The following is a 22,260-nucleotide window of genomic DNA, read 5'->3' as shown; positions in this document are numbered from 1 at the left end:
AAAGGCGGATGACGTTATCGCTTATCCACTCTACATGATCCTTTCGATTTTCTTTTTACGAGGCAATAAGTCCTTATCCGGCGGGCGGCTATCGCAACCTCCCCCATTTGAATTATTCAGGAGTGAGTTGTTATGACGTTATTGATTGCCAATGCTGAGAAGGCCCTGAACGAAAAGCAAGACCAACTGAACATTCGCTGGTATCCACGTTACCATCTTGCTCCGCGAGCGGGTTGGATGAATGACCCCAACGGGCTGGTTTGGTTTGACGGGTGGTATCACGCGTTTTATCAACATCATCCTTACTCCCCGGAATGGGGGCCGATGCACTGGGGGCATGCGCGCAGCCGCGATATGCTGCACTGGGAACATTTGCCGGTGGCGCTGGCACCGGTTGGGCCAGAAGACAAAGATGGTTGTTTCTCGGGTTCTGCGGTAGTGAACGCTGATGAACTGGCATTGATTTATACCGGCCATAAATTTCACGGCGATCTGAGCAGTGATGACAACCTGTACCAGGTGCAGTGTCTGGCAACCAGCAAAGATGGCATCGAATTTGCGCGTCACGGGACGGTTATTGACACTCCTGCGGGACTGCATCATTTCCGCGACCCGAAAGTGTGGCAGGAAGGCGAAGCGTGGTACATGGTGGTCGGCGCGCGCGTGGGTGATACCGGGCAGGTCAGGCTCTATCGTTCAGAGTGCTTACGAAGCTGGCAAGCTGAGGGGGTTCTGGCCGAAGCGGACGAGAAGATGGGCTTTATGTGGGAGTGCCCGGACTTATTTACCCTAAACGGCAAACAGATACTTATGTTCTCGCCGCAGGGAATGGCGGCACAGGGATATGAAAATCGTAACTTATTCCAGAGTGGATATCTGGTTGGGCAGTGGCAACCGGGTGCCCCTTTCTTGCAACAGAGCGCGTTCCGGGAGATGGACCACGGACACGATTTCTATGCGCCGCAGAGCTTTCTTGCCCCGGATGGCCGTCGCATCGTTCTGGGCTGGATGGCCATGTGGGGATCTCCAATGCCGGAACAACAAGACGGCTGGTCAGGCATGCTGACGTTACCACGAGAGTTGACACTCACTGCCGATAATCGCCTGCAAATGCGTCCTGTAAGAGAGCTGGAAAACCTACGCCAGCACTGGTTCAGTTGGCCCGTCAGCACCCTGAGCAACAAAATGTTGCCAGTGATGAATCACTGCGAAACAACGGAAGTCATTTTGCAGTTTGAACTGGCCGCCTGTGATGCAGAACAATACGGTATTGCGCTGGAGGACGGTATGCGCTTGTATGTCGATAGCCAGGCACAACGGCTGGTGCTTGAGCGCAATTATCCGGAGCTTGGTCTTTGCGGGCAACGGAGCATTCCTCTCCCCGCTTCAGCAACGCTGAAACTGCGGGTATTCTTCGACAGCTCGTCGGTGGAAGTTTTCGTCAATGACGGCGAAGCCTGTCTGAGCAGCCGTATATATCCGCAGTCACGCATGTTGAGTCTCTTTGCCTGGTCAGGACGTGCCGAATTCACGGAGTGTGGGGCCTGGCATCTGGAATAAAGAAATAAATATAAATAAATGCCGTAGTAATTATCCTGCGGCGTCACGCGTCGGCATCATTAAAATTATACAGGTTTGATTCGATGAAAATAACAACCGGATCGGTGCTCTGCGCCGGCTTATACTCGGCCTCCGTTTTTTCCCAGACACCGTTAACAATTGAACAGCGCTTTATGGTGCTTGAACAACGATTACAGGATGCAGAAAATCGCGCTTATAGCGCAGAGGCAGAAATAGCAGCATTAAAACAAGCATCAGCCAGGAAAGATGGAAATAACACAAATTCAGCAAAGCAAACAGACGTACCTAAATTAACTTTAAATAAAGATGCGGAATTGAAATTCCATGGTGACGTGGAGTTTAATCTTGATGGTGCCAGCCGCACCGGTAGTTTAACATCGGCAAAAACCAGCGCGAATAAAAACTGGGCGCCGGGCGATAAAGAACGCTGGGATATCAATGGACGTATTCTATTAAGCATTGACGGTATACAACGTTCATCGAATGACCAGTTTGCCGGTTTTACTGTCCAACCGCTGGCGGATATGAATGGGAAAATGAACCTTGATGATGCAGCGTTCTTCTTTGGACAACAGCAAGACTGGTTAGTTAAGGTTGGGCGCTTTGAAGCCTATGATATGTTCCCCCTCAACCAGGACACCTTTATCGAGTACTCTGGAAACACAGCTAATGACCTCTATAGCGACGGTTATGGCTACATCTACATGATGAAAGAGGCGCGTGGCCGCAGTAACAGCGGAGGGAATCTGCTATTCAGTAAAACGTCAGATAACTGGTATCTGGAGGTGAATACACTGGTAGAGGATGGCAGTTCACTTTACGTAGACCAGCGTTATCACGGAACTGAACTCGATAATCAAAAAAATGTGGTTTACGTCCGCCCGGTTATTGCCTGGCGTTCAGGCGACTATTCTGTGGCGGCTGCTATGGAAACTAACCTTGTCAACAACGCTTACGGCTATAAAGATCCTGACGGAAAGTGGCACGATCAATCGGAGCGCACAGGATATGGTTTAACCATGAACTGGAATACCCTGAAAAAAAATCCGCAAGATGGTGTAGTGGTTAATATGAGCACTGCTTATATGAATGCAGAAGACGAAAAAGACTTTAGCGTAGGGGTCAATGCGCTCTGGCACCGCGTTGAGTTAGGCTATATTTATGCTCATAACAAAATTTCCGAATTCAATATATCCGGATTAAACAGTGAGTGTGATAACGAATGCGCAATACTCGCGCCTGGAAATTACGATATCCATACTATCCACACCTCCTGGCAATTACCCAATATTATGAATATGCCCAATTTCAATATTTACCTTGGCGCTTACACCTCCTGGCTTAATTCAACAGCACAAGAAGAAGCTAATGACCAACCACGTTACGGCGCACGCCTGCGTTTTAAATATCTGTTTTAATTGCATTATCGCGACAGGAGTACCCTTGCAATCAGCCTGTTCATCACGCCATGACCCATAAGTAGCACAGGGCCGTTTGATGCTTTTGCAATGGTAACGGTCCTTTTAACGCAGACAGACTAACGTAATGACATTTGTGGATCTAAGCACTAAGAATTTCTGAAAATTCTTTGCGTTTCCTTGTTGCCCATTCAGGTTTAATGGAAAGCATTAAACTGTATTGTTTCCGGAAATAAACCTCCCTGAATGCCTTGCCCGGTGAGCTGTGCAAGGCTGCAAACTTTGCCGCTAAACCAGCCACGCCACACTCAACAAACCAGTAAAGAATCTCATCGTCACTCAGCGTCACTTTACGCGCTATTTCGATACCTCTTTCATTGACAATGAAGTGATATTCTTGACCATGAATTTCCAGATAGGGCGTTGCCATACCATCAGGTCCGTCAGGGATGATGAAGTAATAATTGGGCCTTATCCCCCCTCCAATTCGCTCACCTATTTTGAGAAGTTCTGCGCGTAACGCTTCGATATCTTTCATGATTGATTATTTTTTAGCCTTAAGCGAACCTCCCCGCGTAATGCGGAGAGGATTCTGAGCGAGGGGCTGATGTCCGCTCTGCGCTCTGAATGACCGGCAACAGCTTACAACGCCATGGACAATTAACCAGCCTGACTACCTGAGCACTGTTCTCAGGTTTTCATAAACATCCAGCGCTTTGGCCACGTTCGCCTCATCCATCGACATCTCGGAGAAATCGGTGAACAGGGCATCAGAGCTGTGTTTATTGATGACAAAAAGCTTTTTCCCCTGAACGAGGCGATATTCAATATCGTACTCTTTGCGCGTCAGCGAGTCTGTATCCGGGACGGTGAATCTGGTTGTCGCTGCCGTATCTTTGGGATCCCATTTCAGGAATCCGGAATAGAGGTTAATCCAGCTTTCAAGCGTGTTTTTGGTGACATAGCCGAACTGGCTTACAACGTTGCCGCCGTTATAGATCACAATCAGGGCATATTCGCCATCATCGTCCTGGCGTAACGTCCCATGAAAGGAGTCATTATATTTAGGCTCTTTAGGGAGGTTGATATCAATCCCCGTACGGTACTGCGTCCAGGTATAAAAGAAAGCGGGTTTACCGGGGGTGGAACAGCCTGCCAGCAATAAGACAAATAATAATCCCAACACTTTTTTCACAGTTACTCCTTTCCTAATACTTCCATTGTGTTTCAACTATTGCATAAATCATTACTTACCGCACGTCACCACTTCCCCACCAGAATTTGCCCTAAGCTCCCTGCATAACTGCTGTATTGTTGTTAACTCACCCGACAAAGGACATCTGCACCATGCTAAAAATCCTCGGCAAAACCACCTCCATTAACGTGCGCAAAGTGCTCTGGACCTGCGAAGAAACGGGTCTGGACTATCTTCAGGAAGACTACGGCAGTGGCTTTACCTCGACGGAAACGGACGCCTTCCGCGCGCTCAACCCGAACGCCATGGTACCGGTGCTGATCGAAGGCGATTTTGTGCTGTGGGAATCCAATGCGATCTGCCGTTATCTGGCGCGTAAAGCCGGGCGCGACGATCTGCTCCCCACGGATCCGCAGGCCTGCGCCAACGTCGAGCGCTGGATGGACTGGCAGGCGACCGAGTTCAACAACGCCTGGCGCTACGTCTTCCCGGCCCTGGGGCGCAAAAACCCGGACTTTAACGATCCCGCGCGGATAGCGGCCGGGATTAAAGAGTGGAATCACCATATCGCGATCCTTGAGCAGCAGCTGCAACGCACCGGGGCCTGGGTGGCGGGCGAGACCTTTACCCTCGCCGATGTGGTGCTGGGGCTGTCAGTAAACCGCTGGAAGATGACGCCCTTCGATCATCCGGATGTGCCCGCCATCGAGGCCTGGTTTGACCGTTTAAACCGACGCCCGGCGTTTTTACGCCACGGCAATAATGGAATGATGTGAGCCTGCTGTGTCCGATGCTTAATAATCACTTTCTTATCAAGGTTATTTTAATTAATTACTCAATCCACCCCGGCCTCCGGTGCCGTAATAATTAAGCGCTATCCTGGACAACCCATGAATTGTCTTTGCTAGCCTGATTATTCAGGCAAAGCTCAAACCGGAGGTATTCTTTGCTGATTAAACTCAAGAAAGAACGAACGCATCAGGAGGATCGCCGGCTTGCCCTCTGGCTGGCCACCTCCGCAGGATTACTGAATGCTATTGCGTTGGGGGCATTCGGTTTTTTTCCTTCCCATATGACCGGCAATACCTCGCAATTCTCCAGTGAAGTCTCCTCAACGGATCTGAACGATATTATTTTCTTTGCCACCATTATTTTGTCGTTTGTTACGGGAGCAATTATTGCCCGGATTATCGTTTTATGGGGCATCATTCAGAATGTGCGGCTCATTTTTTGTCAGGTTTTGTTTATTGAAGGGCTATTACTGGCCGGTGTGTCTCTGTATGAAATGTATTTTCATACCTTCACCACCAATCGGGAAATTATTGTTTTTCTCTGCGGCCTGATGGGGATCCATAACTCAACTTCCACCCAGCTTTCCGGCGGACGGGTAAGATCCACGCACATTACCGGCACGTTAACCGACGCAGGTATTTCGCTGGCCTCGGTGGTAGTGGCGATGCTGCGCCGGGATTACTCCAAAGATACCGCAGCACAACGAAGCCAGCTCAAAACCCATCTCACCACCCTCTTCTCATTCATTACCGGGGGTATTGCCGGGCTGATACTGTTCCGGTGGTTTGGCTTCAATGCGATGCTGGCGCTGGGGCTCATGCTGGTTTTCGTGGCCGCTTTCTCCATCATCAGCACCTCGCTACGTGTGCGAAAAGTCCGCACTGCCCTCAGCAAATAACACACTTGCCTTCTCATTAAGTGACAGCGTCACTTAATGAGAATATCTTTAAGACTATTCTGCCTCCCCCTGACCAGGCCTTATCCCATAAGGCTTAAACTATGATTACCCCTGTTTTCATAGGGTTACTGATTTTACCGCTTCGCTGGAACCCTTCCCAATCCCTTGCTATAGCTCAATTACCCCTGCCGAATCATGGCATAACAACAGGCAACCGGTGGTTGCTATAACGCATGCGCACAGGGAGACACATCGCAATGCATCCATTATTCAAACGTTCGCTGCTTTTTGTCGGCGCGATTATCGTGGTCGTCGCCCTCCTCGTCTGGGGAATTGGGCTCGAGACGATCAAAGCGCGCCAGGTTGACCTGGTCTATCTCGGGCAACAGCATCTGATTTTAGTCTTCTCCTCCATGTTCTTCGCCCTGCTGGTTGGTATCCCGAGCGGGATTTTGCTGAGCCGTCCGGCCGCGCGAGGTATCGCCGAATACGTGATGCAGATCTTTAACGTCGGTAACACCCTGCCGCCGCTGGCCGTTCTGGCCCTGGCGATGGTGGTGATTGGCATTGGTGATACCCCTGCCATCATCGCCCTGTTCCTGGCCTCGCTGCTGCCGATCGTGCGTAACACCTACGCGGGGCTGTGCTCCGTGCCGGGGTCGTTGCTGGAAGCGGCGAACGGCATCGGGATGACCAAATGGCAGCGTCTGTGGCAGGTGGAAATCCCCAACGCCTGGCCGGTGATGCTCTCCGGGATCCGCATCGCTACCGCGATTAACGTCGGTACCGCGCCGCTGGCCTTCCTGATCGGCGCCAGCAGCTACGGCGAGCTGATTTTCCCGGGTATTTACCTGAACGACTTCCCGACGCTGATCCTGGGTGCTGCGGCTACCGCCCTGTTCGCCCTGATTCTGGATACGCTGCTGGCGGCGCTGGGTCGCCTGATGAGCCCGCATCTCGCGCGATAATTATAACAAGGAGCTTCTATGAGACTGTTTACCGGCCTGACGGCGCTGTGCGCCGCCGCGCTCTTCTCCAGCCAGGCGCTCGCCGCGCCGCTGATTCTGGCGACCAAGAGCTTTACCGAGCAGCACATTCTCTCGGCCATGACCGTGCAGTATCTGCAAAAGAAGGGCTTTCAGGTTCAGCCCCAGACCAACATTGCGACGGTCATCTCTCGCAACGCGATGATCAACAAGCAGATCGATATGACCTGGGAGTACACCGGTACCTCGCTGATCATCTTTAACCACATCAACAAACGCATGTCGCCGCAGGAGTCGTACGAGACGGTGAAACGCCTGGATGCGAAGCACGGCCTGGTGTGGCTTAAGCCTGCTGACATGAACAACACCTACGCCTTTGCTATGCAACGTAAGCGCGCCGAGGCGGAGCATATCAACACCATGTCAGAGCTGGTGGCGAAGGTTGAGCAGGTGCGTAAAACCGACCCGGATAACAACTGGCTGCTGGGGCTCGATCTCGAGTTTTCCGGGCGCAGCGACGGCATGAAGCCGCTGCAGGCCGCCTACAACCTGGAGCTGGATCGCCCGCAGATCCGCCAGATGGATCCCGGTCTGGTCTATAACGCGGTGCGCGACGGCTTTGTCGATGCCGGGCTGATCTACACCACCGACGGGCGCGTGAAGGGTTTTGACCTGAAAGTGCTGGAAGATGATAAGGGCTTCTTCCCGAGCTATGCGGTGACGCCGGTCGTGCGTAAGGACACCCTGGAGGCTAACCCGGGTCTGGAAGAGGCGCTGAATACCCTCTCCGCCCAGCTCAACAACGACGTTATCACCGAGCTGAACAAGAAGGTGGATATCGATCATCAGTCACCGCAGCAGGTCGCCCGTGATTTCCTGCGTAGCAAGCAGCTGCTGTAAGGAGGCGCTATGGATACGGTTCATTACATTATTGATAACTGGGGCTATCTGTTAACCCTGACGCTGCAACATCTGTGGCTGGTGGCGCTGGCCGTGGGCTTAGCCATTATTATCGGCGTGCCGCTGGGCATTCTGATTGTGCGCCACAAATGGCTGGCGACGCCGGTACTGGGGATTGCCACCATCGTGCTGACCATCCCGTCGATTGCCCTGTTCGGCCTGATGATCCCACTCTTTTCCATGATCGGTCAGGGTATTGGCGCTCTGCCCGCTATTACGGCGGTGTTTCTCTACTCGCTGCTGCCGATTGTGCGTAACACCCACACCGCCCTCGACAGCCTGCCGCCGGGCCTGCGCGAAGCGGGTCGCGGCATCGGCATGACCTTCTGGCAGCGTCTGCGCTGGGTAGAAATTCCGATGGCGCTGCCGGTGATCTTTGGCGGGATCCGCACCGCCGTAGTCATGAACATCGGCGTGATGGCGATTGCCGCGGTGATTGGTGCTGGCGGGCTGGGCCTGCTGCTGCTTAACGGCATTGGCGGAAGCGATATTCGTATGCTGATTGCCGGTGCGCTGATGATTTGTCTTTTAGCGATTGTGCTCGACTGGTTACTGCACCGTCTGCAGATCGTTCTGACTCCAAAGGGGATTCGATAATGATAAAACTGGAAAACCTCACCAAACAATTTTCACAGAAACAGGGCCAGAGCGTTAAGGCCGTGGACAACGTTAACCTGAACGTGCCCGAAGGGGAAATGTGCGTCCTGCTCGGCCCGTCCGGCTGCGGCAAGACCACTACCCTGAAGATGATTAACCGCCTGATTACCCCAAGCAGCGGCAAAATCCTGATTAACGGTCAGGACACCAGCGACATGGATACCGTCACCCTGCGCCGCAACATCGGCTATGTGATCCAGCAGATTGGTCTGTTCCCGAACATGACCATCGAAGAGAACATCACCGTGGTGCCACGGATGCTGGGCTGGGACAAAGCCCGCTGTAAAACCCGCGCCGAAGAGCTAATGGATATGGTGGCGATGGATCCGCATAAGTTCCTCAACCGCTATCCGCGCGAAATGTCCGGCGGTCAGCAGCAGCGTATCGGCGTGATCCGCGCCCTGGCGGCAGATCCTCCGGTGCTGCTGATGGATGAGCCGTTCGGTGCAGTCGACCCGATTAACCGCGAGGTGATCCAGAACCAGTTCCTTGAGATGCAGCGCAAGCTGAAAAAGACCGTGATGCTGGTCAGTCACGACATAGACGAGGCGCTGAAGCTGGGGGATCGCATCGCCGTCTTCCGTCAGGGGAAAATTGTCCAGTGCGCCAGCCCGGACGAACTGCTGGCTAAACCGGCGAATGAGTTTGTCGGCTCATTCGTCGGCCAGGACCGTACCCTGAAGCGCCTGCTGCTGGTTTCTGCAGGAGATGTAACGGACCAGCAGCCGACGATCACGGTTCGCCCGGCCACGCCGCTGCCTGAGGCCTTCGCCACGATGGACGATAACGATATCCGCGCGGTGACCGTGGTGGATGAAAACGGCAAGCCGCTGGGCTTTGTGAAGCGCCGGGAAGCGCGTCATGCCACCGGTACCTGCGCCGATCTGATCCATCCGTTCCGCATGACCGGCAAGGCGGAGGACAACCTTCGCGTGGTGCTCTCCCGCCTGTATGAGAGTAATACCAGCTGGATGCCGATTGTTGATGAGGACGGGCGCTATAACGGCGAGATTTCCCAGGACTATATCGCGGAATACCTCAGCTCTGGCCGCACCCGCCGGGCGCTGAATATTCATAGCGAGAACTCATAAAGTCAGCCGGGCCCTGCCCGGCGCTTTACGTTGCTAACCCCGCGATTTCCCCTCACAATATTGTATCTTCCCTGTTTACGCGTAACCCATGCATCGACTCCATGCTTACCCTGACATCCGCGCGATGTTTCGCAGGCTGCTGATTGCCACCGTCACCGGCGTGCTGGCGGCGCTGGCCGTGGCGGTGTTTCGTCACGCCATGTACCTGCTGGAGTGGCTGTTCCTGAGTAACGAAAGCGGCAGCCTGGTGAATGCGGCCAGCGCGCTTTCGCCCTGGCGGCGTGCGCTGACGCCCGCCCTGGGCGGACTGGCGGCCGGACTGTTGCTATGGGGATGGCAGCGGATGACGGCGCAGCGTCCCCATGCCCCTACCGACTATATGGAAGCACTGGAAACGGGCGACGGGCGGTTCGATTATGGTGCCAGCCTGGTGAAATCCCTGGCGTCGTTACTGGTAGTTGCCAGCGGCAGCGCCATTGGTCGTGAAGGGGCGATGATCCTGCTGGCCGCCCTCGCCGCCTCCTTTTTTGCCCAGCGCTTTACGCCGAAATCAGAATGGAAACTGTGGATCGCCTGCGGGGCCGCCGCCGGGATGGCCAGCGCCTACCACGCGCCCTTAGCCGGGAGCCTGTTTATTGCCGAGATCCTGTTCGGCACCCTGATGCTGGCGTCCCTCGGCCCGGTGGTGATTGCCGCGGTGGTGGCGTTGCTGGCCACCCGCCTGCTCAGTCCGGGTGCGAGCACGCTGTATGAGGTGCATCTCAGCGAAACCCTGACCGGGGTGGATTACGCTCTGATGGTCGGCATGGGCCTGCTAGCGGGCGTCTGCGGCCCGGCGCTGATGTGGCTGATGTCCTTCAGCCACGCTCTGTTTCTGCGCCTGAAACTCTCGCCGCCGTGGCAGCTGGCGCTGGGCGGGCTGATTGTCGGGCTGCTGTCGCTGCTGACGCCCAAAGTGTGGGGCAATGGCTACAGCGTGGTGCAGGCGTTTCTGCTGGCGCCGCCTGTGCTGTCGGTCATTGCGGGGGTATTCATTTGCAAGCTGCTGGCCGTGCTCGCCAGCAGCGGTTCAGGCGCACCGGGCGGGGTCTTCACGCCAACGCTGTTTGTCGGCATGGCGACCGGGATGCTGTTTGCGCAACTCTTTATGCTGTGGTTGCCAGGGTCTGAAACTGCGATTTTGCTGGGGCTGGCGGGTATGGCGACACTGCTTGCCGCCACGACGCACGCACCGATCATGTCGGCGCTGATGGTCTGTGAAATGACCGGGCAGTATCTTCTGCTGCCCGGCTTGCTGATTGCCTGCGTGGTGGCGTCGGTCCTGTCGCGGACGTTACGCCACGACTCTGTCTACGGTCAACACACTGCCGAGAGCCGAGAGATCGATATAGTGCGCTAGCTCGCGCTGCTCTGCGCGCGGCAGATACGGCAGCTCGCCCACCAGCGGGCCAGGCAGTTTTTTACTCAACACGTCAATGATTTCAGCGTAGTGGGCCAGGCCCGGATTGATGCGGTTTGCCACCCAGCCCACCAGCGGCAGACCATCATTGGCAATGGCCTGCGCCGTCAGCAGGGCATGGTTAATACAGCCTTCCTGAATGCCCACCACCATCAGCACCGGGAGCTGCTCCTGCACCACCCACTCCGATAACGGACGCAAATCATTCATCAGGCTGCGCCAGCCGCCGGTCCCTTCCACCACCACATGATCGACCTGCTCGCTCAGGCTGGCGAGCCCGTCCGACAACAGGCTGTAATTGACCCGCCCGCTGTGCGCCACGCTGCTCTCATCTTCGCTGAGGGCGATGGGGTTTACCGCATGATAGGGCAATTCAATCGAGGAGACGCTTTGTAACACCAGCGCATCTTTATTGCGCAATCCCTCTGGCGTCTCTTTACTCCCTTTTGCTACCGGTTTGTACCCTGCAACGCTCTTGCCGCTTGCCATCAGGGCTTGCAGCAAGGCGCGGGACACCACCGTCTTACCGACAGAAGTATCAGTACCCGTTACAAAGAAACGCTTAAGCATCACTCACTCCACCGTTATGCTTTGGAAATATAAATCAAGGAAATAATTCAGTGGGGGAAGTCTAAGGCATGCGCTATCCGCTCAGTTTGAGATAGCGCAATTTTTAGTAAGTCTGTAAGAAACGGTTAACCCTGTAGCAGACGGATCAGCAGTGAACCGTTATACATCGCATCTTTTACCAGCGCGGCACCGGCCATCGTGCCCTGATTGGTAAACTGGGTGCTCTCCACCACGATATGCCTACTGTAGGCTGGCAGGGACTGCTGGCGGATGGAGTCGGCGATGGCCGGGAAGAGAACCTCTGCCGCCTGGCTCAGGGGCGAGCCGATGAGGATCTTTTGCGGGTTAAAGAGGTTAACCATAATGGCAATAATGCGCCCGACGTTGGTGCCGACGCCGGTAATGATATCTTTAGCCAGTAGATCGCCCTGCTGGGCAGCCGCGCAAAGCGACGCCACCGTCAAAGGCTGCCCGTGCAGCGACGAGCTCATCGACTGGCCGAGGCGGAGCTGGGCCAGCTCCAGCACACTGTCGACGCTGGCAATGGTCTCCAGACACCCATGATTGCCGCAGTAGCAGCGTTTACCATAGGGATCGACCTGGGTATGACCAATCTCTACCAGGCTGCTGCTGCCGGCGTGCAGCAGACGGCCATCGGTAATCACCCCGGCCCCCACGTTGTGGTCGATCACCACCTGAATCACGTCCCGCGCCCCGCGTGAGGCGCCGAACAGCGCCTCGGCCATCGTCCAGGCGCTGATGTCATGCTGAATATAGACCGGCACGCCGGTGTGGTTTTTCAGCACCTCTCCCAGCGGCATCTCTTTGACGTCATCATAGAACGGCATCCGGTGGACAATACCGTTTTCGGTATCAATGATGCCTGGCATGGTAATGGCGATGGCGGTCAGACGCTCCAGCTTCTGCTGGTGATGAATAAAGAATTGATCGATAAGCGCGGTGATCCGTACCTCCAGCGGCAGCTCGGCTTTCAGCTCAAGCGGCAGTTGCTCTTCCACCACCAGCTTGCTGCTGAGATCGCGCAGCGCCAGGTAGATTTCACCCCGGCTGATACGCAACGAGAGGTAGTGCCAGGCTTCGGTTTCCACCACCAGACCTACTGCCGGACGGCCGCGGCTGCCCGGCTCCTGAATTTCCGTCTCCTGCACCAGATGCGCTTCGAGCATTTCTCGTACGATCTTGGTGATACTGGCAGGTGCCAGTTGCGCAAGGCGAGAAAGATCGATGCGCGAGACCGGCCCAAGCTGATCAATCAGGCGATATACTGCACCCGCATTGGTCTGCTTAATCTGATCGATATGCCCAGGCTGACTATCAGCAACCACCACGTACTCCCTTATTTTCGAGCTTCGAAATAAACTGTGGGCTATGGTGAAGCACTTCTACAGTAATCGTCAAATTTTTACTTAGCCTTGTGATTTACAGCACATTTTTGCCCGCCTTTTTTGCGGCTTAGCCGCCGGAAGAGGCATTAATCAGTAGATTTTTGAAACGTTGTGCCGCCGCGCTGAGCTCATGATGTTTCGACCACACCAGCCACATCTCCGACACCGCATCCGGTTCGGCTATCGCCACCCAACGCATTTCGTTCAGCTGAAGGCGCTTGAACGAGGCGGGCAGGATTGACACGCCCAGCCCCGCCGCCACCAGTCCGATAATGGTCATCGCCTCGCCCACCTCCTGGGTGATGACCGGGGTAACCCCGTAGCGGCGCAGCAGCCCCAGGATATCGTCATACAGGCCGGTGCCGACATGCGGGTCGAAAAAGACAAACGGCTCATGGGCCAGCTCCGCAAGCGAAACCACAGGCTTTGCCGCCAGGGGGTGATCCCGGTGGATCATCGCCAGTAGCGGCTCGCGCAGCACCCGCTGCCACGCCAGAGTATCCGGCAGCTGGGTATTTCGCATCAGGCCGAGGTCGAGCGAGCCTTCGCTCAGCGGGACGATCTGCTCCCGGGTGTTGATCTCCCGGGTCTGGATATGCACATCCGGGGAGAGGCGGCGAAACGACGACAGGGTTTGCGAGATGGCGCGAATAAAGGGCGCGGAAGAGGTAAACCCGAGGCGCAACTCCCCGGTTTCGCCATGATGCAGGCGTTCCGCCCGGGCTGCCGCCTCATCCACCTGGCTCAGGATCTGCCGACTGTCCGCCAGAAACTGGCGTCCTGCCGCCGTCAGCGCCACGCTGCGGTTGGTGCGCGCCAGCAGACGGGCCCCCACCTGAAGCTCCAGGGCCTGAATTTGCTGGCTCAGCGGCGGCTGGGAGATATTCAGCCGCGCCGCCGCACGACCAAAATGCAGCTCCTCCGCGACGGCCACAAAGTAGCGCAGATGACGCAGTTCAATGTTCATATTTTTAACGTATCATTTGAGATTATTAATATATTAGACAGAATATTTACATTTTCCTACCCTGATCCCTGTGGTCATACCCGTCACCAGAAATCACGGGGATGTTGAAGCAAGGAACTTACGTGAGTCGTACAACAACGGCTGATATCGCCCCGACAGATGATATCGATCTCTTACCGGCCAAATCGCGCCCGGTGCAGTTAATCAAACGCGGCACCCCGCAGTTTATGCGCGTCACCCTGGCGCTCTTCTCCGCCGGACTGGCGACCTTCGCCCTGCTCTACTGCGTGCAGCCGATCCTGCCGGTGCTGTCGCAGGAGTTTGGCGTGACGCCCGCCAGCAGCAGTATTTCGCTCTCCATTTCCACCGGGATGCTGGCGGTCGGCTTGCTCTTTACCGGCCCGCTGTCGGATGCCATCGGGCGTAAACCGGTGATGGTTACCGCCCTGCTGCTGGCCTCGGTCTGTACCCTGTTGTCGACGATGATGACCAGCTGGCACGGGATACTCATCATGCGTGCGCTGATCGGCCTTTCTCTCAGCGGCGTGGCGGCGGTAGGCATGACCTACCTCAGCGAGGAGATCCACCCCAGCTTTGTCGCCTTCTCGATGGGGCTCTACATCAGCGGTAACTCCATCGGCGGGATGAGCGGACGGCTGCTCAGCGGGGTCTTTACCGACTTCTTTAGCTGGCGGATTGCGCTGGCGGCGATCGGCTGTTTTGCGCTGGCGTCAGCGCTGATGTTCTGGAAAATCCTTCCGGAGTCGCGCCACTTTCGTCCTACGGCCTTGCGGCCAAAAACGCTGTTGATTAACTTCCGCCTGCACTGGCGCGATCGGGGCCTGCCCCTGCTGTTCCTCACCGGATTCCTGCTGATGGGCTCGTTCGTCACCCTGTTTAACTACATTGGCTACCGGCTGATGCTCGCCCCCTGGCACCTGAATCAGGCCCTGGTTGGCCTGCTGTCGGTGGCCTACCTGACCGGCACCTGGAGCTCACCGAAAGCCGGGGCGATGACCACCCGTTTTGGCCGCGGTCCGGTGATGCTGGCGTCGACAGGCATCATGCTGGCCGGGGTGTTGTTAACCCTCCTCGCCAATCTGTGGGTGATTTTCGCCGGAATGCTGCTCTTCTCTGCCGGCTTTTTCGCCGCCCACTCGGTCGCCAGCAGCTGGATTGGCCCGCGCGCGCGCCGCGCCAAAGGCCAGGCCTCGTCGCTGTATCTCTTTAGCTACTACCTGGGCTCCAGCATTGCCGGGACGCTGGGCGGCGTCTTCTGGCATCAGTATGGCTGGAACGGCGTGGGCGGGTTTATCGCGTTGATGCTGTGTGGGGCGCTGGTGGTGGGGAGAAGCCTTCATCAGCGATTGAAATGAGAGTCTGATCTGGTGAGATGAGTAGCGGATCCACCAATATTGCATTTCCGAGTATCCGTCCTCTCACTTTGGCTTCGACCCCGTGCCGGTACAAAGCTGGTACGGGGATTTCCAGGTCCAATCACGCTAAAATCATTTTTAAGTATTAATAAACAAAAACTTATCTCAATCTGGACATTTACTCATCAATGCTTGCAGGTTAGGCTTCTAATGGATTAAGCACAATAGACATAAGGATAATGGAATATGGCAATCCCGACTTATCTTTGGCTCAAAGATGATGGCGGCGCTCTCATCAAGGGTTCTGTAGATGTAAGGCATCGTGAGCAATCCATAGAAATCACCTCATTCAGCCATAACTTATATATCCCAACCGATGGCAATACCGGGAAACTAACAGGAACACGCGTACACGGCGCCCTGATGTTCGAAAAGGAGTTTGACAGTTCATCCCCTTACCTGATGAAAGCGGTCTCCACTGGGCAAACTCTTCAGAGTGCTGAGTTTAAATGGTATTGCATTAACGATGCAGGCCAGGAAGTTGAGTATTACAACATGTTCCTGGAAGGTGTGAAGATTGTATCAGTAACACCAATGATGCATGACATCAGGACCGTAATAAATGCAGGTCACCTTGAACAGGTACAATTACGCTACGCCAAAATCACATGGACATTCAAGGACGGAAACATTCAGCATTCCGACGCATGGGCAGAACGCACAACCGGGTAACTATACATGGATAGTGTGGAAGAACTTAACGGAACGTATTTCTATAAGGGATATTCGAATCTTTCCGCTGGAGAATTACTTTTCTGGATTTTCCTTGATGAGGCGGCTGAACAGTTTGGAACAAGCGATCTTTTGACAGTAGGTTTAATTCTGCTCGGTCAACCTGAGATCGCAACAAGAGGGAAACCTGGCGGGACAACACCCGGAACATCGCAACTGAGCTCACAGTTGCGCCATTGGCTGAATATCGAAACCAGACGCTTGCCCACCCTCACCAACTCCAGTATCAGAAGGATGAAGTTTGCTTACGTCACTAATCTCGGTGCATTTGTAGGACGATGGATTCCTGTCATTGGAATTTTCGTTATTGCTGCTGATATATCAACCATCGCTTATAAAGCGACAACGAAATACAACACCATAGCCAGAGGAAAAGACAAGGTATGGTGACAGATGAAGAGGTAATTACCTGGTACTGTGAAAGGTACAATAAGCCTTCCCTGTTCACCCGTAAGACATGGCCCGTAACCCTTGATACCAGCCTCTCCACGGGTGATTACGTTTGGGCAAGTGAGACAGGGGTTGAAATCATGAGCGACTATTTTAAACGCTTCGATGTGGACCCTGCTAACTTCGAATTTTACCGATACTGGCCTGAGGAGACATTTATCCTTTACGCCTTATTCACTAGCGGAAAGGATGATGATGAACCAGAACCGCTAACGCTTCGTATGCTTTCTGAGTCTGCAAAAGCAGGCCGATGGCTGTATGACTAACCACATAATGGGGCATTTATGCCCCCTATTTCCTGTCAGCTCTCTGTCGGTAGCCAGAATCTCTGCCTTCTCCTTACCTCAAACGAATGTATGAAAAGTGCATGAATCACATATGAATCACGGTAAACTCCCCTGAACACATCCACCTGAACGAGAACAACAACTATGCCGAAAAACGTTTCTTATCAGCAACTCACCCGCACCTTCCAGCGCCTGTCCCGCTTCTCCCACCTCTCCGCCATCGCCAGCTGGGACATGTTCACCATGATGCCCGCGGGCGGCAGCGCCGCCCGGGGCGAAGCGCTGGCAGAACTGAGCGTGCTGCAACATCAGATCCTGACCGATAAAAAAGTGGCCGACTGGCTGCGTAACGCTGAAAGCGAAGATCTTAACGACGTCGAACAGGCCAACCTGCGGGAAATGACCCGCCATTATCAGCAGGCCGCGCTGCTGCCAGAGTCGCTGGTTGAAGCCAAATCGCTGGCGGGCAGTAAATGCGAGCATGCCTGGCGCACCCAGCGTCCGGCGAATGACTGGCAGGGCTTTGCTGCCAACCTGAAAGAGGTGGTAAAGCTGAGCCGGGAAGAGGCCCGCCTGCGCGCCGAAGCCAAAGGCTGCACCCCTTACGATGCGCTGCTGGATATCTTCGAGCCGGACATGACCAGCGCCCGGCTTGACGAGCTGTTTGGCGATCTCAAATCCTGGCTACCGGATCTGCTGAACCAGGTTGTCGAAAAGCAGGCGCAGCAGTCCTTCGTGCCGCCGCAGGGCCCGTTCCCGACGGCGATCCAGCGCGAGCTGGGGCTGGAGGCGATGAAGACCCTCGGCTTCGACTTTAATGCCGGTCGTCTGGACGTCAGCGCCCACCCGTTCTGTGGCGGCGTGCCGGAAGACGTGCGCATCACCACCCGTTACGATGAAGACGAGCTGCTCAGCGCCCTGTTTGGGGTGATCCATGAAACCGGCCACGCCCGTTACGAGCAGAACCTGCCGCGCAACTGGCTCGGCCAGCCCATCGCCCTGGCACGCTCTACCGCTATTCACGAATCCCAGAGCCTGTTCTTTGAGATGCAGCTTGGCCGCAGCAAGGCGTTTCTCAACCACCTGCTCCCGGCGGTGCATGAGCGCTTCGGCAGCCAGGCGGCCTTCACGCCGGAGAACTTTGTCGCCTGGAACCAGCGCGTTAAGCCGGGCTACATCCGCGTGGATGCTGACGAAGTGAGCTATCCGGCACACGTGGTGCTGCGCTATGAGATCGAACGGGCGCTGATTAACGGCGAGATCGAGGTGGAGGACATTCCGGCCCTGTGGGATGAGAAGATGCAGACGTGGCTGGGCCTGTCCACCAAAGATAACTACCGCAACGGCTGTATGCAGGATATTCACTGGACGGACGGCGGCTTTGGTTATTTCCCGTCGTACACCCTGGGTGCGATGTACGCCGCCCAGCTGTTCGCTGCTGCGAAAAAGGCCCTGCCGGGATTGGACGCCGCCATCGCCGTGGGGGATTTCAGCGCCCTCTTCGACTGGCTGCGTCAGAGCATCTGGCAGCACGGCAGCCGCTTCACCACCGCCCAGCTGATTGAGCAGGCGACCGGGGAGGATCTCAACAGCCGCTACTTCCGTGACCATCTTACCGCCCGCTACCTGTAACCCTCCGCGCCGGGTATCGTACCCGGCGCTGTACAATCCGTTACACGCCGTCACCAATCACTCACGGAAGCCCCGTAGTTTCAGGGATATAGTTCTTTCAACGGCCCCGCAGTGGGGTTAAATGAAAAAACCAATTCGAGGGTAGGATGATGAATAAAGTATTAGCTCTGGTTGTTGCCGCTGCAATGGGTCTCTCTTCTGCTGCGTTTGCTGCTGACACCGTCGCCAACACCGCTGCACCTGCTGCAACCGCGACCACCACCGCAGCACCGGCTGCGAAAACCGTGCACCACAAAAAACATAAAAAAGCTGCCGTCCAGAAAGCACAGGCAGCGAAAAAGCATCACAAAAAAGACGTGAAAAAAGCGGAAGCCGCTCCGGTTGCCCAGAAAGCCCAGGCAGCCAAAAAACACCACAAAAAACCAGTGAAACACGAAGCTGCAGCCCCGGCAGCTAAACCGGCTGCATAAGCCGACTTACCTTAACGTGCCCTGAGGGGCGCGTTGGTCCCCGGCGCTGAACCCCCAAGGTCGCAGCGCCGTTTTTCTATCCGGAGGGCGTTATGTTTCAGCGCTATCGGTTTGAGTTCATTCTTATCACGCTTATTTTGTGCGCACTTGTCGCCAGTGTGTTTTATATTTCCTGAGTGTAGCACGCTGATTTTACTCCCACTTTCGCGCTGTCCCGTCTATAGTTATTAACCAGGGTTCATATTTAATAATCATAATTATCCCCCTTCAGAGTGTGATATGCGTAAATCTGTTGTGGTTGTACTGGGAACGTTTTTTCTCTTTTCTGGGCTGAGTCATGCGGACGATGGCGGTGTCGACGCTGCGAACGTCAAAAAAGAGGTACAAACGCTGTTTTTTGGTCATGACGACCGCACGCGTGTCGCCGATCCTTCCCGCTCGCCGTGGGATGCCATTGGCCAGCTGGAAACCGCCAGTGGAAATCTGTGTACTGCGACCCTCATCACCCCTCAGCTGGCGCTGACCGCCGGCCACTGCCTGCTTGTGCCGCCAAACGGTAAACCGGATACCGCCGTTGCCCTGCGCTTCGTGTCGCTAAAAGGCAGCTGGCGCTATGAGATCCACGGCATTGAAGGGCGCGTCCCGACGTCACTTGGACGACGGCTGAAAGCCGACGGCGATGGCTGGATCGTGCCGCCTTCTGCCGCCTCCTGGGATTTTGGTCTGGTGGTGCTGCGTAATCCGCCATCGGGGATCACCCCGCTGCCGCTGTTTACCGGCGACAAAGACGCCCTGACCGCCGCCCTGAAAGCGGCCGACCGCAAGGTGAACCAGGCAGGCTATCCGGAAGATCATCTCGACGTGCTCTATACCCATCAGGACTGTATCGTCACCGGCTGGGCGCAAACCGGCGTGCTGTCGCATCAGTGCGATACCCTGCCCGGCGACAGCGGCTCGCCGCTGATGCTGAAAACCGCCGAAGGCTGGCAGGTCATCGGGGTACAAAGCTCCGCTCCGGCGGCGAAAGATCGTTGGCGGGCGGACAACCGCGCCCTGTCGATTACCGGCTTTCGTGACAAGCTGGAAGAGCTGGCCCGGCAGTGATTTAGCACTGCCGCCGCTGGCGTAGCGCCATGATCGCCTCTATCGGCATCGGCTGGCTGTACCAGAAGCCCTGCAGCTGATCGCAGCCCGCCAGCCGCAGCAGTTTCATCTGTATCTCGTTCTCCACCCCTTCGGCCACGACGGTCATCCCGAGGGCGCTGGCGATGCGCACCGTGCCGCTGACCAGGGCCGCGGCCTGCTCGTCATGATCCACCAGCCCGGCCAGCGATTTGTCGATCTTGATGGTGTCGAAGTTAAAGCGCCTGAGATAGCCGATGCTGGAGTAGCCGGTGCCAAAATCATCCAGCGCCACGGCGATCCCCTGGGCTCTGAGGTTGTTGATAGCTGAACGCGCCCGCTCGGGATTTTCCAGAACGTAGGTTTCCGTCACCTCCAGCTGCAGGCGCGTGGCCGGGAAGTGGCTGACGTCGAGGGCGCCTTCCACTTTGGCCTCAAATTCCGGGTCGCGGAACTGCGCGGGCGAGATGTTGACCGACAGTTTCAAATCCGCGTAAGGCTCCAGATCCTGACAGGCCCGGCGCAGGACAAACTGCCCCAGACCATAAATCAGCCCGCTGGTCTCCGCGATAGTGATAAACACGTCCGGCGGCAGCGGCCCCTCCGGGCGGCGCGGCCAGCGCACCAGCGCCTCCACGCTGACCATCTTCTGGCTGCGCGCATCAATGATCGGCTGATACCAGACATCGAACTCGTCGCGCTCAAGGCCGCTGCGGATCTGACTCTCAATCGCCACCTGGCGCTCACGCACGCTGTTCAGCTCCGTATCGTAGTGCGTCACCCGCCCCTTGCCGGTGATTTTGGAGTGGTACATGGCGATATCGGCGCGACGGAACAGCTCCGAGCTGGTGCACTCCACCAGGGTGCCGCTGGCAATACCGATGCTGGCGCCAATATGGATGGTGCGCTCCCCGACGCGGATCGCATTGTGCAGATAATCGAGAACAAAACCTGCAAAGGCGGAGGCCAGCGCTTCGGCATTGTCCCCGCCGATGGTCATGGCAAACTCATCCCCGCCCATGCGGGCCAGCATGCCGTCTTTCGGCACCTTGTCGCGTAGCGCGCCGGCAATGATAACGATCAGCTCATCGCCCACCTCGTGGCCGTAGATATCATTGACGTCTTTAAAGCCGTCGAGATCGATAAAGACCACGCTTTTACGATCGGTATCGCCGCGCTGGCTCACCCGCTCCAGCTCTTCAATCAATGCCCGGCGGTTAGGTAAATGGCTGAGCCAGTCGGTGCGCGCCACCTTTCGCGCCAGGTTCTCACCGCGCGCCAGTTTATACAGCCCCACGCAGCTGAAGAGGATAAACAGCAGGATCAGCGCTGCGGTGAAGAGCACGATCTGGGTGATATCCAGTGAAGCGGCTTTGGCCGCGGCAGCCCCTGGCAGGCGCGGCTTCCACGACAGATACCCCAGCACCTCACCCGAAGAGCTCTTCAGCGGCACGTTAACGTCGCTGACCTGCTCCGGGGTGAAGGTCAGGTCGTCGATCTGAAAGGTGTTTCCCAGATCGCGCAAAATTTGCGGATTGATGTGGCGGGTGATGACCAGAAAGCGGCGGGTATTGTCCCCCGCCTGCAAACTGCCTATCGTCGGGCGGATCAGTCCGACACCCACGAAGGCGATCCCCGCCCGGGTGCGGGTGATCCCGGCATAGATGTTTTTATCCGATTTCAGGGCGTTGGTGTGCATCAGGATCAGCGACTTTAAGCCATCGCCAAAGAAGTCGAGGTTTTTTTCCGCGAAAGGCTGGCTTTTAAACGATCCCCACAGCACCCGGAAGCGTTCGTCGAGTACAAAGGTGCCGTCATACAGGTTATTGACCTTATAGCCCGCCCCCCAGGTGTTGTAGAGCCAGTCTATGTCCAGCGCCGGACGATAGGCTTCGCGCACCGCGTCATCCCAGACGGCGTTGTCGATCACCAGCGACCAGACCCGGTTAATCGAGGTCTGAACGGCGCCCTGCACGGAGAGGGCCGTACGCTGCTCGTCGATTTCATTGGCTTTACTGCTGATGAGGTTCAGCGAGAGGTACAGCAGGGTCACAACGGAGAAAATTAAGCCGAGCCCTGCCATAAAAATCATGACAAACAAAGTTTTCGCAGAGGGGATTTTACGCCAGCTTAAAGGGGTATGCATTCATT

Annotated in this window: 22 protein-coding genes; 16 read left to right on the top strand and 6 right to left on the bottom strand. The window is 55.8% G+C overall.

The window, feature by feature from the left end; genetic code table 11:
* Positions 1-132: 132 nt before the first annotated feature.
* Together ACP4QI_RS09580 and ACP4QI_RS09575 are read left to right on the top strand one after the other, a co-directional pair.
* Positions 133-1,560, top strand: a complete 1,428-nt coding sequence (locus ACP4QI_RS09580) for a glycoside hydrolase family 32 protein (protein WP_285127803.1) — start codon at positions 133-135, stop codon at positions 1,558-1,560.
* Between the two features lie 83 nt (positions 1,561-1,643).
* Positions 1,644-2,999, top strand: a complete 1,356-nt coding sequence (locus tag ACP4QI_RS09575; RefSeq protein ID WP_426494792.1) for a carbohydrate porin — start codon at positions 1,644-1,646, stop codon at positions 2,997-2,999.
* A gap of 142 nt (positions 3,000-3,141) precedes the next feature.
* Here ACP4QI_RS09575 and ACP4QI_RS09570 read toward each other — a convergent pair whose 3' ends face one another.
* Both ACP4QI_RS09570 and ACP4QI_RS09565 read right to left on the bottom strand, forming a co-directional pair.
* A complete protein-coding gene (locus tag ACP4QI_RS09570) occupies positions 3,142-3,537 on the bottom strand; it encodes an Imm63 family immunity protein (protein ID WP_285110896.1) in 396 nt (131 codons plus the stop codon).
* A gap of 135 nt (positions 3,538-3,672) precedes the next feature.
* Entirely contained in the window at positions 3,673-4,194 is a 522-nt protein-coding gene (locus ACP4QI_RS09565; protein WP_231312469.1) for a hypothetical protein, read from the bottom strand.
* Between the two features lie 152 nt (positions 4,195-4,346).
* Here ACP4QI_RS09565 and ACP4QI_RS09560 point away from each other — a divergent pair, with 152 nt between their 5' ends.
* From ACP4QI_RS09560 to clcB, 7 genes are all read left to right on the top strand, one after another.
* The gene (locus tag ACP4QI_RS09560; protein WP_426494793.1) at positions 4,347-4,970 is read left to right on the top strand and encodes a glutathione S-transferase family protein; all 624 of its coding nucleotides are present in this window, start codon (positions 4,347-4,349) and stop codon (positions 4,968-4,970) included.
* Between the two features lie 170 nt (positions 4,971-5,140).
* Positions 5,141-5,884 carry a YoaK family protein gene (locus tag ACP4QI_RS09555; RefSeq protein WP_156263691.1) on the top strand — a complete coding sequence of 248 codons (744 nt, stop codon included), beginning with the start codon at positions 5,141-5,143 and terminating at the stop codon, positions 5,882-5,884.
* A 257-nt stretch (positions 5,885-6,141) separates the two neighbouring features.
* Positions 6,142-6,852: an osmoprotectant ABC transporter permease OsmY gene (osmY, locus tag ACP4QI_RS09550; protein WP_032617901.1), complete on the top strand. Its 711-nt coding sequence runs from the start codon at positions 6,142-6,144 to the stop codon at positions 6,850-6,852.
* 18 nt (positions 6,853-6,870) lie between these two features.
* Positions 6,871-7,770: an osmoprotectant ABC transporter substrate-binding protein OsmX gene (gene osmX, locus ACP4QI_RS09545; RefSeq protein ID WP_285110893.1), complete on the top strand. Its 900-nt coding sequence runs from the start codon at positions 6,871-6,873 to the stop codon at positions 7,768-7,770.
* A gap of 9 nt (positions 7,771-7,779) precedes the next feature.
* Positions 7,780-8,427, top strand: a complete 648-nt coding sequence (gene osmW / locus ACP4QI_RS09540; RefSeq protein ID WP_142489310.1) for an osmoprotectant ABC transporter permease OsmW — start codon at positions 7,780-7,782, stop codon at positions 8,425-8,427.
* Positions 8,427-9,578, top strand: a complete 1,152-nt coding sequence (gene osmV, locus ACP4QI_RS09535; RefSeq protein ID WP_307762708.1) for an osmoprotectant ABC transporter ATP-binding protein OsmV — start codon at positions 8,427-8,429, stop codon at positions 9,576-9,578. Before osmW ends, osmV begins: the two co-directional genes overlap by 1 nt.
* Before the next feature lie 88 nt (positions 9,579-9,666).
* Positions 9,667-10,977, top strand: a complete 1,311-nt coding sequence (gene clcB, locus ACP4QI_RS09530) for a voltage-gated ClC-type chloride channel ClcB (RefSeq protein ID WP_426494794.1) — start codon at positions 9,667-9,669, stop codon at positions 10,975-10,977.
* Here clcB and bioD read toward each other — a convergent pair.
* From bioD to ACP4QI_RS09515, 3 genes are all read right to left on the bottom strand, one after another.
* A complete protein-coding gene (gene bioD / locus ACP4QI_RS09525) occupies positions 10,912-11,607 on the bottom strand; it encodes a dethiobiotin synthase (protein WP_142489307.1) in 696 nt (231 codons plus the stop codon). The two genes, clcB and bioD, sit on opposite strands and share 66 nt — an antisense overlap.
* A 125-nt stretch (positions 11,608-11,732) precedes the next feature.
* Positions 11,733-12,953: a sugar metabolism global transcriptional regulator Mlc gene (gene mlc, locus ACP4QI_RS09520; protein ID WP_142489306.1), complete on the bottom strand. Its 1,221-nt coding sequence runs from the start codon at positions 12,951-12,953 to the stop codon at positions 11,733-11,735.
* Between the two features lie 127 nt (positions 12,954-13,080).
* Entirely contained in the window at positions 13,081-13,980 is a 900-nt protein-coding gene (locus ACP4QI_RS09515; protein ID WP_156263685.1) for a LysR family transcriptional regulator, read from the bottom strand.
* A 122-nt stretch (positions 13,981-14,102) separates the two neighbouring features.
* Between ACP4QI_RS09515 and ACP4QI_RS09510 the strand changes: the two genes are divergently transcribed.
* The 7 genes from ACP4QI_RS09510 (at position 14,103) to ACP4QI_RS09480 (ending at position 20,091) form a co-directional block, all read left to right on the top strand.
* Entirely contained in the window at positions 14,103-15,356 is a 1,254-nt protein-coding gene (locus ACP4QI_RS09510) for an MFS transporter (RefSeq protein WP_426494795.1), read from the top strand.
* 246 nt (positions 15,357-15,602) lie between these two features.
* Positions 15,603-16,088, top strand: a complete 486-nt coding sequence (locus tag ACP4QI_RS09505; protein ID WP_285125551.1) for an Hcp family type VI secretion system effector — start codon at positions 15,603-15,605, stop codon at positions 16,086-16,088.
* Positions 16,089-16,094: 6 nt separating this feature from the next.
* Complete coding sequence (locus tag ACP4QI_RS09500; protein ID WP_426494796.1) at positions 16,095-16,538, top strand: STM2901 family protein; 444 nt, start codon at positions 16,095-16,097, stop codon at positions 16,536-16,538.
* The gene (locus tag ACP4QI_RS09495) at positions 16,532-16,864 is read left to right on the top strand and encodes a DUF1493 family protein (protein WP_285125549.1); all 333 of its coding nucleotides are present in this window, start codon (positions 16,532-16,534) and stop codon (positions 16,862-16,864) included. The genes ACP4QI_RS09500 and ACP4QI_RS09495 overlap by 7 nt, the downstream gene beginning before the upstream one ends.
* 165 nt (positions 16,865-17,029) lie before the next feature.
* Positions 17,030-18,517, top strand: coding sequence for a carboxypeptidase M32 (locus ACP4QI_RS09490; protein ID WP_426494797.1), 1,488 nt, complete (start codon positions 17,030-17,032; stop codon positions 18,515-18,517).
* 149 nt (positions 18,518-18,666) lie between these two features.
* A complete protein-coding gene (gene asr, locus ACP4QI_RS09485) occupies positions 18,667-18,987 on the top strand; it encodes an acid resistance repetitive basic protein Asr (protein ID WP_231312481.1) in 321 nt (106 codons plus the stop codon).
* Between the two features lie 279 nt (positions 18,988-19,266).
* Positions 19,267-20,091, top strand: a complete 825-nt coding sequence (locus ACP4QI_RS09480) for a trypsin-like serine peptidase (RefSeq protein WP_285127815.1) — start codon at positions 19,267-19,269, stop codon at positions 20,089-20,091.
* Between the two features lies 1 nt (position 20,092).
* Here the strand turns inward: ACP4QI_RS09480 and ACP4QI_RS09475 are convergent, their stop codons facing one another.
* Positions 20,093-22,255 (bottom strand): bifunctional diguanylate cyclase/phosphodiesterase, encoded by a 2,163-nt coding sequence (locus tag ACP4QI_RS09475; RefSeq protein ID WP_426494798.1) that lies wholly within the window; start codon positions 22,253-22,255, stop codon positions 20,093-20,095.
* Positions 22,256-22,260: the final 5 nt, after the last annotated feature.

Source organism: Leclercia sp. TB492, from assembly GCF_049974505.2.
Classification (GTDB): Bacteria; Pseudomonadota; Gammaproteobacteria; order Enterobacterales; family Enterobacteriaceae; genus Enterobacter; species Enterobacter adecarboxylatus_C.
The sequence above is the reverse complement of the archived record's forward strand: the minus strand, read 5'-3'. Positions and strand labels throughout refer to the sequence as shown.

Excerpts from the sequence above, each read along its gene's own strand:
- osmX (WP_285110893.1), top strand. The coding sequence starts at position 6,871 with ATGAGACTGTTTACCGGCCTGACGGCGCTGTGCGCCGCCGCGCTCTTC.
- osmV (WP_307762708.1), top strand. The coding sequence starts at position 8,427 with ATGATAAAACTGGAAAACCTCACCAAACAATTTTCACAGAAACAGGGC.
- ACP4QI_RS09475 (WP_426494798.1), bottom strand. The coding sequence starts at position 22,255 with ATGCATACCCCTTTAAGCTGGCGTAAAATCCCCTCTGCGAAAACTTTG.
- bioD (WP_142489307.1), bottom strand. The coding sequence starts at position 11,607 with ATGCTTAAGCGTTTCTTTGTAACGGGTACTGATACTTCTGTCGGTAAG.
- ACP4QI_RS09575 (WP_426494792.1), top strand. The coding sequence starts at position 1,644 with ATGAAAATAACAACCGGATCGGTGCTCTGCGCCGGCTTATACTCGGCC.
- ACP4QI_RS09580 (WP_285127803.1), top strand. The coding sequence starts at position 133 with ATGACGTTATTGATTGCCAATGCTGAGAAGGCCCTGAACGAAAAGCAA.
- ACP4QI_RS09495 (WP_285125549.1), top strand. The coding sequence starts at position 16,532 with ATGGTGACAGATGAAGAGGTAATTACCTGGTACTGTGAAAGGTACAAT.
- osmW (WP_142489310.1), top strand. The coding sequence starts at position 7,780 with ATGGATACGGTTCATTACATTATTGATAACTGGGGCTATCTGTTAACC.
- ACP4QI_RS09515 (WP_156263685.1), bottom strand. The coding sequence starts at position 13,980 with ATGAACATTGAACTGCGTCATCTGCGCTACTTTGTGGCCGTCGCGGAG.
- ACP4QI_RS09500 (WP_426494796.1), top strand. The coding sequence starts at position 16,095 with ATGGATAGTGTGGAAGAACTTAACGGAACGTATTTCTATAAGGGATAT.
- ACP4QI_RS09560 (WP_426494793.1), top strand. The coding sequence starts at position 4,347 with ATGCTAAAAATCCTCGGCAAAACCACCTCCATTAACGTGCGCAAAGTG.
- ACP4QI_RS09505 (WP_285125551.1), top strand. The coding sequence starts at position 15,603 with ATGGCAATCCCGACTTATCTTTGGCTCAAAGATGATGGCGGCGCTCTC.
- osmY (WP_032617901.1), top strand. The coding sequence starts at position 6,142 with ATGCATCCATTATTCAAACGTTCGCTGCTTTTTGTCGGCGCGATTATC.
- ACP4QI_RS09490 (WP_426494797.1), top strand. The coding sequence starts at position 17,030 with ATGCCGAAAAACGTTTCTTATCAGCAACTCACCCGCACCTTCCAGCGC.
- asr (WP_231312481.1), top strand. The coding sequence starts at position 18,667 with ATGAATAAAGTATTAGCTCTGGTTGTTGCCGCTGCAATGGGTCTCTCT.
- clcB (WP_426494794.1), top strand. The coding sequence starts at position 9,667 with ATGCATCGACTCCATGCTTACCCTGACATCCGCGCGATGTTTCGCAGG.
- ACP4QI_RS09570 (WP_285110896.1), bottom strand. The coding sequence starts at position 3,537 with ATGAAAGATATCGAAGCGTTACGCGCAGAACTTCTCAAAATAGGTGAG.
- ACP4QI_RS09480 (WP_285127815.1), top strand. The coding sequence starts at position 19,267 with ATGCGTAAATCTGTTGTGGTTGTACTGGGAACGTTTTTTCTCTTTTCT.